The sequence below is a fragment of the Kosakonia sp. CCTCC M2018092 genome, assembly GCF_003864115.1.
Lineage (GTDB): Bacteria > Pseudomonadota > Gammaproteobacteria > Enterobacterales > Enterobacteriaceae > Kosakonia > Kosakonia cowanii.
In genome coordinates this window covers 3,662,980-3,675,968 of sequence record NZ_CP034225.1, presented here as the reverse complement: position 1 = coordinate 3,675,968, position 12,989 = coordinate 3,662,980, and the positions used below count along the sequence as shown (strand labels likewise).

At 58.8% G+C, this 12,989-nt stretch carries 13 protein-coding genes; 8 read left to right on the top strand and 5 right to left on the bottom strand.

Annotation, left to right across the window (positions count from 1 at the left end; translation table 11 throughout):
* Positions 1-6: 6 nt before the first annotated feature.
* From paoC to zinT, 4 genes are all read right to left on the bottom strand, one after another.
* Positions 7-2,196 carry an aldehyde oxidoreductase molybdenum-binding subunit PaoC gene (paoC, locus tag EH164_RS17515; RefSeq protein WP_124971544.1) on the bottom strand — a complete coding sequence of 730 codons (2,190 nt, stop codon included), beginning with the start codon at positions 2,194-2,196 and terminating at the stop codon, positions 7-9.
* A 3-nt stretch (positions 2,197-2,199) separates the two neighbouring features.
* Entirely contained in the window at positions 2,200-3,150 is a 951-nt protein-coding gene (locus EH164_RS17510; RefSeq protein ID WP_124969547.1) for a xanthine dehydrogenase family protein subunit M, read from the bottom strand.
* Positions 3,147-3,701 carry an aldehyde dehydrogenase iron-sulfur subunit PaoA gene (gene paoA, locus EH164_RS17505; RefSeq protein WP_124969545.1) on the bottom strand — a complete coding sequence of 185 codons (555 nt, stop codon included), beginning with the start codon at positions 3,699-3,701 and terminating at the stop codon, positions 3,147-3,149. The genes EH164_RS17510 and paoA overlap by 4 nt, the downstream gene beginning before the upstream one ends.
* A 186-nt stretch (positions 3,702-3,887) precedes the next feature.
* Positions 3,888-4,526, bottom strand: coding sequence for a metal-binding protein ZinT (gene zinT, locus EH164_RS17500; RefSeq protein WP_124971541.1), 639 nt, complete (start codon positions 4,524-4,526; stop codon positions 3,888-3,890).
* Positions 4,527-4,872: 346 nt separating this feature from the next.
* On the opposite strand from zinT, the gene EH164_RS17495 reads away from it, so the two are divergent.
* From EH164_RS17495 to hutX, 3 genes are all read left to right on the top strand, one after another.
* Complete coding sequence (locus EH164_RS17495) at positions 4,873-5,046, top strand: general stress protein (RefSeq protein ID WP_023478999.1); 174 nt, start codon at positions 4,873-4,875, stop codon at positions 5,044-5,046.
* Between the two features lie 489 nt (positions 5,047-5,535).
* On the top strand, positions 5,536-5,613 hold the full coding sequence (locus tag EH164_RS22800) for a hypothetical protein (protein WP_235180437.1): 78 nt from the start codon (positions 5,536-5,538) through the stop codon (positions 5,611-5,613).
* 130 nt (positions 5,614-5,743) lie between these two features.
* Positions 5,744-6,232 carry a heme utilization cystosolic carrier protein HutX gene (gene hutX, locus EH164_RS17490; protein WP_124969543.1) on the top strand — a complete coding sequence of 163 codons (489 nt, stop codon included), beginning with the start codon at positions 5,744-5,746 and terminating at the stop codon, positions 6,230-6,232.
* Position 6,233: 1 nt separating this feature from the next.
* On the opposite strand, the gene EH164_RS17485 is transcribed toward hutX, so the two are convergent.
* Positions 6,234-6,521: a SelT/SelW/SelH family protein gene (locus EH164_RS17485; protein WP_124971538.1), complete on the bottom strand. Its 288-nt coding sequence runs from the start codon at positions 6,519-6,521 to the stop codon at positions 6,234-6,236.
* Positions 6,522-6,726: 205 nt separating this feature from the next.
* Between EH164_RS17485 and EH164_RS17480 the strand changes: the two genes are divergently transcribed.
* The 5 genes from EH164_RS17480 to EH164_RS17460 all read left to right on the top strand — a co-directional run bounded on the left by EH164_RS17480 (position 6,727) and on the right by EH164_RS17460 (position 12,781).
* Complete coding sequence (locus EH164_RS17480; protein ID WP_124969541.1) at positions 6,727-9,081, top strand: TonB-dependent receptor domain-containing protein; 2,355 nt, start codon at positions 6,727-6,729, stop codon at positions 9,079-9,081.
* 65 nt (positions 9,082-9,146) lie between these two features.
* A complete protein-coding gene (locus EH164_RS17475) occupies positions 9,147-10,199 on the top strand; it encodes a hemin-degrading factor (RefSeq protein WP_124969539.1) in 1,053 nt (350 codons plus the stop codon).
* Positions 10,196-11,014 (top strand): hemin ABC transporter substrate-binding protein, encoded by an 819-nt coding sequence (locus EH164_RS17470; protein WP_124969537.1) that lies wholly within the window; start codon positions 10,196-10,198, stop codon positions 11,012-11,014. Before EH164_RS17475 ends, EH164_RS17470 begins: the two co-directional genes overlap by 4 nt.
* Positions 11,014-12,009, top strand: coding sequence for an iron ABC transporter permease (locus EH164_RS17465; protein ID WP_124971535.1), 996 nt, complete (start codon positions 11,014-11,016; stop codon positions 12,007-12,009). Before EH164_RS17470 ends, EH164_RS17465 begins: the two co-directional genes overlap by 1 nt.
* Positions 12,002-12,781, top strand: coding sequence for a heme ABC transporter ATP-binding protein (locus EH164_RS17460; protein ID WP_124969535.1), 780 nt, complete (start codon positions 12,002-12,004; stop codon positions 12,779-12,781). Before EH164_RS17465 ends, EH164_RS17460 begins: the two co-directional genes overlap by 8 nt.
* Positions 12,782-12,989: the final 208 nt, after the last annotated feature.

Sequence of the window (12,989 nt, the reverse complement as noted above, 5' to 3'; positions counted from 1 at the left end):
GTCTCCTCAGGCCATATCCGGTAAGGCGTCGAGCAGCTTATCGAGCGTGACCGGGTAATCCCGCACCCGCACGCCGGTCGCGTTGTAGATCGCATTAGCAATCGCCGCGCTGACGCCGCACAGCCCCAGTTCGCCCACGCCTTTGGCCTTCATCGGCGAGGAGATGGGATCGGTATCGTCGAGGAAGATCACCTCCTGCTCAGGCACGTCGGCATGTACCGGCACCTCGTAGGTCGCCATATCGTGATTGACGAAGTAACCCTGGCGCGTATCGACCGCCAGCTCCTCCATCAATGCGCCGCCCAGCCCCATCGTCATCGCGCCAATCACCTGGCTGCGCGCAGTTTTCGGGTTGAGGATGCGCCCGGCGGCACACACCGCCAGCATGCGGCGTACCCGCACTTCACCGGTTGCCGCATCGACGGCGACCTCAACAAAGTGTCCGGCAAAGGTCGATTGCTGATACTGCTCATCCAGATCGCCAAACTCAATGGTATCTTCCGCGCTGAGCGCGCCCGCAGCTTTTAGCGGTGCACTGCGCTCGCCCACGCTTACCGTCTCATCAGCGAACACCGCTGAAGCGGCATCAAAGCCCAGTTTTTTGGCGATGGCTTCACGCAGTTTGACGCAGGCGGCATAAACGCCAGCGGTAGAGGTGTTGGCACCCCATTGCCCGCCGGAACCGGCAGAGACCGGGAAGCTGGAGTCGCCAAGGCGCACCTCAACGTGTGACAGCGGCACGCCGAGCATCTCGGCGGCGGTTTGGGCAATGATGGTGTAACTGCCGGTGCCGATATCGGTCATATCCGTCTCCACCGTCACCCGGCCTGCGTCGTCGAGGTGCACGCGCGCGCCGGATGGGGCGAGCAGGTTGTTACGAAAGCCCGCCGCGACGCCGTAGCCCACCAGCCACTCTCCGTCCCGCGTCTGGCCGGGCGTGGCATTGCGTTGCGACCAGCCAAAGCGATCCGCGCCGCTGCGCAGGCACTCCACCAGCTGGCGACGTGAGAAGGGGCGCTGTGGATCTTTCGGATCAACCTGCGTGTCGTTGAGAATGCGGAACTCAACCGGATCGATCCCGGCTCGCTCTGCCATCTCATCAATGGCAATCTCCAGCGCCATCAGGCCGGGCGCTTCACCCGGCGCGCGCATGGCGTTGCCCTCGGGTAAATCGAGGGTCGCCAGCCGTAAACCGGTATGGCGATTGGCACCCGCATAGAGCAGCTCGGTCTGGTTCACCGCCGTCTCCGGCGTGCCGCCCGGCAGGTTGCCGGACCAGCTGTCGTGCGCAATGGCGGTGATTTTTCCCTGCCGATCGGTGCCGATGCGAATGTGCTGAATGGTTGCAGGGCGATGGGTGGTGTTATTGGGGATCATCGGGCGCGGCAGCATCACTTTTACCGGGCGCTGCAAGGCGCGAGCGGCGAGGGCAGCCAGCAGCGCATCGCTGCGCAGGAAGAGTTTGCCGCCAAAGCCGCCGCCGATGTAGGGCGAGATGATGCGCACATTCTCTTCCGGCAGATTGAGGGTGGTAGCCAGATCGGTCCGGCACCAGGCGACCATCTGGTTGGAAGTCCAGACCGTCACCTTATCCCCTTCCCAGACGGCCATCGAGGCGTGCGGCTCCATCGCCATATGGCTCTGATCCGGCGTGGTGTAGATGGCGTCGAGTTTCACCTCGGCGCTTGCCCAGGCAGCGTCAAAATCGCCGCTATTTTTGTCCGGCGTGCTCTCCGGGGCGCTGTTGACCGCCGGTTTCTCCGCCGCCAGATCGTAGCCACCGCTTTCGCGCTGGTAAGTGACGTCCACCAGCCCGGCGGCGGCGCGCGCCTGCTCAAAGGTTTCAGCCACCACCAGCGCAACGGCCTGGTGATAGTGCTCAATCTGCGGGCCGCCAAGCAGCGTGGCGGCGTTGCGCTCGCCTTTGCCCAGCGGGCCGGCGTTATCGGCGGTGATAATCGACAGCACGCCCGGCGCGTTGCCAGCCGCATCGCAGTTAATCTCGCTGATTTTGCCTTTCGCAATCCCCGCGCTGACGATATAGCCATAGGCGACATTGGGCAGTACATCATGCCATTCGTAGGCGTAGTGGGCGCGGCCGCTCACTTTTAGCGGGCCGTCGATGCGGTCATGGGGTTGACCGACCACTTTCAGTTGATCGATCGGGTTCTCGCCTGCCGGTTTCTCAAATTTCATCATTTACGCCCTCGCTTCTGACAACACCGAGGCGAGCGTGCGCTTCGCCAGCGTCAATTTAAATGCATTCTCAGCCGTGGGCTGCGCGGCGGCGAAGAGCTTGTCATACACCGCCTGCGCCCCCTGCGGCAGTGCCGCATCCGCTTCGGCTAGCCGCCACGGTTTGTGGGCAACGCCGCCGATAGCCACGCGCCCGCTGCCGTCCGGGTGGACAATTGCCGCCACGGAGACCAGCGCAAAAGCGTAAGAAGCGCGGTCGCGCACTTTACGGTAGATATGCGTTCCGCCCGCAGGCGGCGGCAGGGTGACGGCGACAATCAGTTCGCCGGGCTGCAACACCGTCTCCAGATGCGGCGTGTCGCCCGGCGCGCGATAAAACTCTGCCAGCGGGATCTGGCGTTCGCGACCGTCCGGGTTGACGGTCTCGACAACCGCATCAAGCAGCTGCATGGCAACCGCCATATCGCTCGGATGGGTGGCAATGCAGGATTCGCTGGCACCGACTACCGCAAGCTGACGGCTGTAGCCGCCAAGCGCCGCGCAGCCGCTGCCCGGCTGGCGTTTGTTGCAGGGCTGATTGGTGTCGTAGAAGTAGGGGCAGCGCGTGCGTTGCAGCAGGTTGCCTGCGGTCGTTGCCTGGTTACGCAACTGTCCGGAAGCCCCGGCGAGCAGGGCGCGCGAGAGCACGGCATAATCGCGGCGCACGCGCCCATCGGCGGCGAGATCGGTGTTGCGCACCAGCGCGCCAATGCGCAGGCCGCCTTCATCGGTCACTTCAATGCTATCGAGCGCCAGGCCATTAACGTCAATCAGATGGGTCGGCGTCTCAATCTCCAGCTTCATCAAATCAAGCAGGTTAGTGCCGCCCGCGATAAATTTCGCCCCCTCTGTGCGCTGTGCGCTGGCAGCCGCTTCGGCAGGGGTGGTGACCCGCTCATAGGTAAAGGTCTTCATGATTTCTCCCCGGCGGTCTCTTTAATCGCCGCCAGCATGTTGGCGTAGGCGCCGCAGCGGCAGATATTGCCGCTCATGCGTTCACGGATCTCATCTGCCGTCATCTCCGGCGGGGAGACAAGATCGAGGGTCACATGGCTCGGAATGCCTTGCTCAATCTCTTTTAGCATGGCAACGGAGGAGCAGATCTGCCCCGGCGTGCAGTAACCGCACTGGTAGCCATCATGTTTGACAAAGGCCGCCTGCATGGGATGGAGATCGTCCGGCGAACCGAGGCCCTCAATGGTGGTGACGTCGGCATCCTGCTGCATTACCGCCAGGGTGAGGCAGGAGTTGATGCGTCGCCCGTTGACGATCACCGTGCAGGCGCCGCACTGGCCGTGGTCGCACCCTTTCTTGGTGCCGGTGAGATGTAAACTTTCACGCAGCGCATCCAGCAGCGTGGTACGGGTATCAACCTCAAGCTGTCGGCGCTCGCCGTTAACAGTTAAGGACAGCGGGATCATTTCCGGGGCGCGGTGCGCGTCCGGGTTGTTGCCTTGGTTGCTCATACCAGGCCTCCAGTCATCAATGCGGGTGAATAAAAAAGGGGTGTGCTTATAACGGCGTTATCGTTTTTTTAAGCCTTAAGCATAGACGGCACTCTGGAGAGGATTACTCCTAAATCATCGGCGCGGGAAAAACGGGGGAAAAGAGGGGGGAGAGACGGGCGGCAGCGATGGCCGCCCGCAGAGAAATCAGTGATGCAGCATCTCGTCGACGATCTGCGCTTTAGTCATATTGTAGGGGTAGTAAGTTGGCCAGTTATCCATCTCTTTCAGCAAGGCTTCCTGGGATTCACTGCCCATGAAAATGTGGAAATGCTGGGACTGGCGCGGCGCGATGGTGTGGTCGCTGAATTGCACATACTTCGGCGCTTTGGAGTTTGCGTCTTTACACTCAAACAGATAGCGCACGCCCTTTTTGCCGGAAGCGTAGGTCAGGATCTTGTAGCCAGCATAATCATAGCGGCAACTGTTGACGGTTTTGCCGGTGTGAAACTCCATCACATTGTTTTCAATGCCGATCATATCGACATCGGTGGCGTAACCCTTTTTGTAATAGTCGCGGTACTCCTCCACCGTTTTATCGCCGTGCTGTGCCTTTTTCTTCAGCACCGGATCGAGATCGCCGCTCAGCAGATAAGGGTTAATGGATTGCCAGACGCCATCCCAGTCAGAGAGCGGGCGGTCCTTCACATCTTTATCATCAATAATCCCTTCGCTCGCTTTACGCTCCACTTCCGTCAGCGGTTTGCCGTGGTGGTGCCCATGGGCAAAGCCCTGCGTGCTCATCAGCAGCGCGCCCATCGCCAAAGCAAAAGCCGTTTTCTTCATCATCGGTATCACTCCCTGGTTACGTTTGTCATAAATTGAAATGTTATATTATAACAAAAGCAAATGCCAGCCCCGGCAGAGCCGCTCGCGGCGGGCAGGCGGCAGGCTGTGTGATTAGTACACTAAACGCAGCCGTAAAATAAATTTAGCCTCCCGCTGCGCTATTTTTTCTCGGCTAACCAGTGGGATAGAAGAGATAAAAAATATGCATTACATAAACGCGATATTAATTAACGGCTGCGCTTTGACATAAATTATGTTTATAGCCAGACTTAATCATGAAAGGCGATTGATATGACGCTGATGTCATATTGATTATATTTGAAACGACAGATGGAGAAATAACATGGCCGAGCATAGAGGCGGTTCCGGTAATTTCGCTGAAGATCGTGAAAAAGCCTCAGAAGCAGGGCGTAAAGGCGGACAGCAGAGCGGTGGGAACTTCAAAAACGACCCAGAGCGCGCGTCCGAAGCCGGTAAAAAAGGCGGACAGAATAGCAACAGCAGCAATAAAAAATAGTGGTGCCGTTGCTGTTTTAACCTGAAGTTTAAAATCTAATTTTAAACGCCAGCGAGTCGGAAACGGCTCGCTTAATTATTTGTACGGTTTTTAAATTCCAAAAGAAATAAAATTAATTCCCTTGGTTAATTATTTTCCTGTGCGACTACAGGCAAAAAAAATCCCTCAGGTACAGGAAATCCGATCTGCGCCTGAGGGTATGCAAATGCATCTTCGTTACTAACAATGAGTTGGCAAGCTATGCACAATTGGGCATCAGCATAAGCTGCTAAAACCCGCATTTGTAATGAAATTTTACGCTGCTCACGAATAAATTATTTCATGAACAAATATTTGAAAATACGCCATTTTTAGCTATGCGGGCGGCTTTTTGAACCGATTCAGCTTAATTTTTCTCCGCCAATGCCTGTTTTTTAATCCTCTGCCGCCTGGTTTAGCCTGCAAGGCTTAGCTATATTTACTAAACATTCATTCGCAAAAGGAGGTTTTGTGCTCACTATTGAAAAAGACGATCCACGCGAAGCGCCGGAATCCGGCGACAAAAAACCGCAACCGGTTAAAAAATAGTTAAAAGGTCGCTTCGGCGACCTTTTTTATTGCGCGCTAGCTCGCAGTTTTTTTTCGAGGCAAATGATAGTAATTCTCATTAATCGCTGCAGGGGAGAGGTGGCGAAGGGAAAGTCAAAAGGAGAGAGAGATGACAGAGAAAAGCTTACAGGAGTTTCTGCACACCGAGCCGGATTGCATACTTGAACACGTCGCCCGGCACTACCAGACCACGCTGCTGGAAGTGGTGCGGCAGTTACCTGGCAGCAAAATGATTGCCGGTGCGCACTTTGACGACGTATGGCAAGAGGTCACCACCTGGGGCACGGTGCTGCTCCTGATCCACACCGAAGATGTGATCCTGGAGTGCAGCATCGCTCTTCCGCCGGGATTTTACAGCCACGGTTACTTCAACCTGCAGGGCAAAGAGCAGGTATCGGGCCATATCAAGGCCGATCACTGTCGCCATATCGCGTTTATTGAACGCAAATTTATGGCGATGGACGCCGCCACCATCCTCTTTTTCAACGCCGCAGGCAGCGCGATGCTAAAAATTTTTGTTGCCCGTGACGATCGCCACCAGCTTATTCCACAGCAGCTGGCAGCGTTCCGCGCGCTGAAGCAGGCCTTCGCGCAGTAGGTTACTCGCTGCGCTTTTCCACATGACCAAGCGGTTTTTCCGGGAAGCAGCAGTCGCGCACGCGGCGTTTTAGCTCTGCGGCATCGGGAAAGCCGCCCTCTTGCTTGCGATCCCAGATAACGCTGCCATCGGCTTTGATGACAAAAATGCCGCCGGTGCCGGGAATAAGCGTCACGGATCCTAAGTCGGTATTGAAGGTGTGGAGCAGTTCTTGCGCCATCCAGCTGGCGCGCAGCATCCAGTTGCATTGCACACAGTAGTGCAGCGTGATGGCAGGTTTAGTGGGCATCATCTCGTTACCAGAAGGGAAAAGGGTTCACAAAGTGTAAGCAATATGTTGGCATTATGAAATCGTTGCAAGTGATAATAGTTATCATTACTATCTTGCCCATAACAGAGAGCTGATGCCTGGCCCGGGCGGCTGGTGTACGGTTCCGCTGATTTCTGGGAGTTGATGTGAGCCGGATGATAATAATTCAAAGGCACACACACTTATGACGACTACACCTTTTTGCCAGCTACGTTTCAGAAACCGCGTGCTGGTCACCTCACTCCTGACAACGCTTACGCCCACCGCGGCCTTTGCGGCTGAAACCGCACCACGCGATGAACAAGATCGCGCCGAAGAGATGGTCATTACCGCGCCTGCGCCACGTCTCAAAGCCGGGAGCGATCGCGCCATCACTGCTGACGCTCTGCAACGCAACGGGGCGAATGATTTTGGCACCATCATGCGGTATGAGCCGCTGATTGGTGCTACCGGGGCAGGGGGCGGTTCCGGCAACGGTAAGAGCGGCTTCGACCGCGGCGGTTACACCGGCTATAACATTCGCGGCCTTGAGAGTAACCGCGTCGGCATTGATGTTGATGGCATTCCCCAGCCGGAGGCCACCGGACGCAGCTACGCCGGGCGCGCCGGGCTTAACACCTTCGGCATTGGCCGCGACTATATCGACCCCTACCTCTACGGCAACGTGGCGATCCAGCCGGGCGCAACGCCTGCGGAACAAGCCAACACCGCCATCGGCGGCAATGTCTCGTTCCGGCCAAAATCTGCCAATGACTACCTGCAAGGGGCGAAGCACTACTACGCGGGTTACCAGAGCGATTATGACTCCAGCGATCGCAGCTGGCACAACGGCGTAACGGCCGCGGCAGGCGATGAACGCGTGCGCGGCATTGTGGTTTACAGCCGCCGCGATGGTCAGCAAACGCGTAACAACAGCGACAGAGTCGGGGCTTACCCCGCTAACTGGCACTCCGATGCGCTGCTGCTCTCCGGGATCCTGCAAGCCTCCGAAGTGCACAAACGGACCTATACAGCGGAGTACTACAACAAAACGACCCATAGCCACTTTGACGCCTGGAACCGTGACGGCAGTGCGATTATTGGCAACGCTCAGCAGGGTAGCTACACCCGGCGCTGGGCCATCAGCCTGAAGGATGACTGGACACCGGTCGATGCGTGGGTCGATAGCGCTTCGACAAAGATCTATCTACAGCGCACCCAGGCGCACGACGCTACGTGGATGCCGGACAGCACCACCCGTATTCCCGGCACCGTCTACTCCAGTTACGACACCGATAGGATAGGCATTCAGCATGCGCTGGCGAAAAGCATCGGCCGCCACGATCTGCGTGCTGGTTTTAATGCCAGCGCCAGCAAAACGCAGCGCCCGTTCCACCAGCAGCCAATGCCGAACGCGCGCAGCGCGATCATGCAGCCTGAAGCGGACAGTAAAAGCGAGATCCTCGGCGCATTTGTGCAGGATCAGATCAATTTTGCCGCCGGAGAGCACAACTTTGCCCTCATTCCCGGCATACGCGTAATGTACCAGTCGATGAAACCGGAGAACCTCGGCAGCCTGACTACCAGCAGCAGCGTGCTGAATACCCGGGATGTCTCTGCGCTGTACCACCAAAACAGCGACACCGAGTGGCTGCCGTCACTCACCTTCCAGTATGAGCTCACGCCCCGTTTGCTGAGCTATCTGCAATACCGGCGCGGGGCGCAGTTCCCCAATGCCAGCCAGCTCTATGGCTCCTGGAATCTCGGCTCTAACTATGCCGGGCGCGCGCAGTACGCACTGATCGGCAACGCGGCGCTAAAAACCGAAACCAGCGATAACCTCGAATGGGGGCTGAAAGGCGAAGTGGCAGAAGGCGTCACGCTGCGCGGTGCGCTCTTCTACAACAGCTACAAAAACTTTATTGCTTACACCCGCTATCGCCGCGCCGACAACCCCGGCAACTTTGCCAACGTGCCGTCGAACATCTACACCAGCTATCAGGCGGAAAACCGCGATAAAGCCTTTATCTATGGGGGGGAAATCAGCGCCACGCTCGATGTCGGCAGCTGGGTTGAGCAGGCTGAAGGGCTGCACGCAACCCTCGCTTATGGCTACGCCGAGGGACAAGCCAAATCGCGCTACATGGGCGACGCCTATCGCGATCTCGACAGCGTCGCGCCGATGAAAGCGATTGTCGGCCTCGGCTGGGACGATCCGGCCAAACGTTACGGCACCGCGCTGACCGCCACCTTTGTCAAAGGTAAGCGCGCCACCGCAACCAGTCGTGAAACCTATCAAAACAGCGGCGAGCCGATCGCCACCGCCAGCAGTAGCTATATGCGCGTGCCCGGTTACGGGGTTGTCGACCTTAGCGCCTGGTGGCAGGTGGCAAAGCAGGTGAAGGTCAGCGGCGGCATCTACAACCTTACCAACCGCAAATACTGGGATTACCTCAGCAGCCGGACGCAGGAGATGCGCACTCTCCAGGATAGCTATGACAACGCGTTGGCCGTGATGCCAGGGCGCAGCTGGCAACTTGGCGTCAATATTGATTTTTGACCCGGCAGCCTCTTTACCCCCGGCGCGCGCCGGGGATGTTAAGACACATAAAGGACGTGAAAAATATGCCTGTATCTTCAAAAGATTACGCTGCCATCTGGCAGGAGTACCAGTTAATCAGAGCGCTTGAACCGGCAAAAAGCGCCAGAGATATCGCGTTCCAGCTGGCGATAAGCGAAGCGGAGCTGGCCGAAGCGCGCGTTGGCTACGATGCGGTGCGCCTGGAGGGGACGGTGCGCCATATCTTCAAGGCGCTGGAGAGCGTCGGCGAAGCCAAAAGCATCTGTCGTAATGAATATGCGGTTCATGAGATGACCGGGCGCTTCACCAATCAACATATCAGCGATCGCGCCGGGGTGGTGCTCAACCCGCGCGGTCTCGATCTGCGCCTCTTTATGAGCCAGTGGGCCTGCGCCTACTCCCTGCGTGAGCAGGGGGCAAGAGGCGAGCGGCGCAGTATTCAGTTTTTCGATCACCAGGGCGATGCACTGCTGAAAATCTACGCCACGCCCTACACCGATGGCGGTCAGTGGGATGAAGTCGTGGAGCGTTTTAGCGTGCGGCGTCAGGTACCGCTCTCCATTTACGCGCCCGAGAGCAAATTTTACGACGAAGCGCCCGATGGAGAGGCCGTTGACCACGACTGGCGGGAGATGACCGATGTGCACCAGTTCTTCAATCTGCTGCGCAAGCACAACATCTCACGCCAGCAGGCGTTTCGGCTGGTGGGCGACGATCTTGCCTGTCAGGTCAGCAACGACGCGCTGCCCGCCCTTCTGCAACAGGTGCAGCAGGAGGGGAATGAAATCATGATCTTTGTCGGCAACCGCGGCTGCATACAGATTTTTACCGGTGCGCTGGAGAAGTGCGCACCGGTGGGCGACTGGCTGCGGGTGATGAATAAGATCTTTACCCTGCACCTGCGCGAAGCGGGGATCCACGAAAGCTGGGTAACGCGCAAGCCGAGCGCGGATGGGCATGTCACCAGCCTGGAGCTGTTTGCCGAAGATGGTACGCAAATCGCGCAGCTTTATGGTCAGCGCAGCGAAGGGGACCGCGAACAGGCCTGCTGGCGCGGGCAGATCAAAGCGCTGACGCCGTGGAGGAACGAAGTATGAAAAGCGTGGTGATGCTCTTACTGGCGCTACCGCTGCTGGCGCAGGCCGCCGATCCAAAAGTTGTCGCCCTTGGCGGCGATGTCACGGAGATTGTCTATGGCCTGGGCGCGCAGAGCCAGCTGGTCGGGCGCGACAGCACCAGCACCTGGCCTGCCGAGGTAAAGCAGCTACCGAATGTCGGTTATGTTCGCCAGCTAAATGCGGAGGGCATTTTGTCGCTGCGGCCCACCATTGTGCTGGCGGGCAGCCAGGCGCAGCCCTCGCTGGTATTGAAAAGCGTGCAGGATAACGATGTCTATATGGTGCCGGTACCGGGCGGGTATACGCTCTCGGAGATCGATAAGAAAGTGGTGGTGATCGCCCGCGCCCTCGGCAAAAACGAAGAGAGCCTGGCGCTGCGCAAAAAGCTGGCGACGGAAATTGCCGCACTGCCCACCTCGCCGCTGGATAAAAAAGTGCTCTATATCCTTAGCCACGGCGGCATGGGCACGCTGGTGGCGGGAAGAGAGACGGCGGCGGATGGCGCTATCCAGGCGGCAGGGCTTAATAATGCGATGCAGGGCTTTTCCCACTACCGGGCGATGTCGCAGGAGGGGGTGATCGCCAGCCAGCCGGATCTGGTGTTGATCTCAGCCGAAGGTGTAAAGCATCTGGGCGGCGAAGAGAGCATCTGGCACTTGCCGGGCCTCGCGCAAACGCCCGCCGGGCGCAACAAACAGCTGTTGATTGTCGATGAGGCCGCGCTGCTGGGCTTTGGTCTGCGCACCCCGCAGGCATTGCTGGAGTTGCGTAAAAAAGCGGAGCAACTACCGTGATAACCCGTGCGGCTTCCCGTCTCCTGTGGGGACTCTTGCTGCTGACGGCGGCACTCACGCTCTTCGCCTCCACGCAGGGGGCGATGGACGTCTCTCTTGTCAGTTTGTGGTACGGCGATGATGAGAGGCTGCGGCAGATCTGGTTCACTATTCGCCTGCCGCGCGTGCTGCTGGCGCTGCTTGTTGGTGCGGCGCTGGCGCTTTCCGGCTGCGTTATGCAGGGGCTGTTTCGCAATCCGCTGGCCGACCCGGGTTTACTTGGCATCAGCAGCGGCGCGGCGCTGGTGGTTGGCTGCTGGCTGGTGCTGCCGCTGTCGGTACCGGTGCTGATTGCCCTCTATGCCCCGCTGGTGGCCGCCTTTATCGGTAGCCTGGCGGTGATGGTGGTGATCTTTTTACTCAGCAAAAAGGGCGAGAGCGCGCTATCGCGGCTGCTGTTGGTGGGGATCGCTATCAACGCCCTGTGCGGCGCGGGTGTTGGTGTGCTGGCGTGGATCAGCAACGATGCGCAGCTGCGCCAGCTTTCGCAGTGGGGAATGGGCAGTCTCGGGCAGGCGCAGTGGCCGACGCTGATCGTTACGGCGACCCTGATCCTGCCCGCCATGCTCGGTATCTGGCGGGTAGCGAAACAGCTCAACTTTCTGCAACTGGGCGAGGAGGAGGCGCACTATCTGGGCGTTGATGTACGGCGCTTGCAGCGGCGGCTGCTGCTCTGTAGCGCGCTGTTGGTAGCGGCCTCTGTTGCCATCAGCGGCATCATCGGTTTTGTCGGGTTGGTCGTTCCGCACCTGATACGCATGGTGTTAGGCCCCGATCATCAACATCAGATACCCGGCTCGCTGCTGGCGGGGGCGAGCCTGCTACTGCTGGCGGATACCGCCGCCCGCACGCTGGTGGCACCTGCCGAGATGCCGGTCGGCTTACTGACCAGCCTGCTCGGCGCGCCGTGGTTTTTATGGCTTATTTTTCGCCAGCGGAGTGCGCTCTATGGATAACGGTTTTATTGCCCATCAGGTGCAATTCATGGTCGGCCAGCGGCGGCTGGTGGATGATATCTCCCTCACGCTGCCGCCTGGCGAAATGGTGGCGCTGATTGGCCCGAACGGCGCGGGCAAATCGACGCTGCTGCGCTTGCTGACCGGCTTTCTTACGCCGTCGCGCGGCGTCTGTTCCCTGGCGGGGAAATCCCTTGCCGCCTGGCCTTCACAGGCGCTGTCGCGCTACCGGGCGGTGATGCTGCAACATCATGCCCTGGGCGTGGAGTGGGCCGCGGAGTCGGTGGTGGCGATGGGGCGCGCGCCATGGGGCGAGAGGCATGCGTGCGATATCGTGCGTAAAGTGATGCGTTTAACCGGCTGCGAAACGTTGATTGGACGCCGCTTTGTCACGCTGTCGGGCGGCGAGCAGCAGCGGGTGCAGCTGGCGCGTAGCCTGGCGCAACTCTGGCGTAACGGTGCGCCGGAAGGGTGGCTGTTTCTGGATGAGACAACCTCAGCGCTCGATCTCTACCATCAGCAGCAGCTGCTGCGTTTACTTAAATCCCTGACGCAGCGTGCCAGGCTGCATGTCTGCGTGGTGCTGCACGATCTGAACCTCGCGGCGCTGTGGGCGGATCGCATTGTGCTGTTGCATAAGGGGAAGATAGTGGAGCAGGGGACGCCGGTGCAGGTGCTGCAACCGGAGGTTATCACCAGGTGGTATGGCGCGCAGGTGCATGTGGCGCCGCATCCGGATGGGCAGACGCCGCAGGTGTTTCTTTGTGTTTAGGGGGGGCTGAAACGGCCCAAGCAGCCGCCATCCGGCGATGGGGTTTGCTCGGTCGAATGGTTTCCGTAGGCCGGATAAGCGGTACGCGCCATCCGGCGATGGGCCTGGCATGTTGCTTTGGTGGTATTGTTCCGTTCACCATGCGTGCGGCGGAATTTTTTTATCACTGGTGCGGTGAACGGGACAAGGGAAGCGGCCGCGCTCCCCT

Bases quoted from the DNA above. Each gene is read 5' to 3' on its own strand.
- paoC (WP_124971544.1), bottom strand. From the start codon at position 2,196: ATGAAATTTGAGAAACCGGCAGGCGAGAACCCGATCGATCAACTGAAA.
- EH164_RS17510 (WP_124969547.1), bottom strand. From the start codon at position 3,150: ATGAAGACCTTTACCTATGAGCGGGTCACCACCCCTGCCGAAGCGGCT.
- paoA (WP_124969545.1), bottom strand. From the start codon at position 3,701: ATGAGCAACCAAGGCAACAACCCGGACGCGCACCGCGCCCCGGAAATG.
- zinT (WP_124971541.1), bottom strand. From the start codon at position 4,526: ATGAAGAAAACGGCTTTTGCTTTGGCGATGGGCGCGCTGCTGATGAGC.
- EH164_RS17495 (WP_023478999.1), top strand. From the start codon at position 4,873: ATGGCCGAGCATAGAGGCGGTTCCGGTAATTTCGCTGAAGATCGTGAA.
- hutX (WP_124969543.1), top strand. From the start codon at position 5,744: ATGACAGAGAAAAGCTTACAGGAGTTTCTGCACACCGAGCCGGATTGC.
- EH164_RS17485 (WP_124971538.1), bottom strand. From the start codon at position 6,521: ATGCCCACTAAACCTGCCATCACGCTGCACTACTGTGTGCAATGCAAC.
- EH164_RS17480 (WP_124969541.1), top strand. From the start codon at position 6,727: ATGACGACTACACCTTTTTGCCAGCTACGTTTCAGAAACCGCGTGCTG.
- EH164_RS17475 (WP_124969539.1), top strand. From the start codon at position 9,147: ATGCCTGTATCTTCAAAAGATTACGCTGCCATCTGGCAGGAGTACCAG.
- EH164_RS17470 (WP_124969537.1), top strand. From the start codon at position 10,196: ATGAAAAGCGTGGTGATGCTCTTACTGGCGCTACCGCTGCTGGCGCAG.
- EH164_RS17460 (WP_124969535.1), top strand. From the start codon at position 12,002: ATGGATAACGGTTTTATTGCCCATCAGGTGCAATTCATGGTCGGCCAG.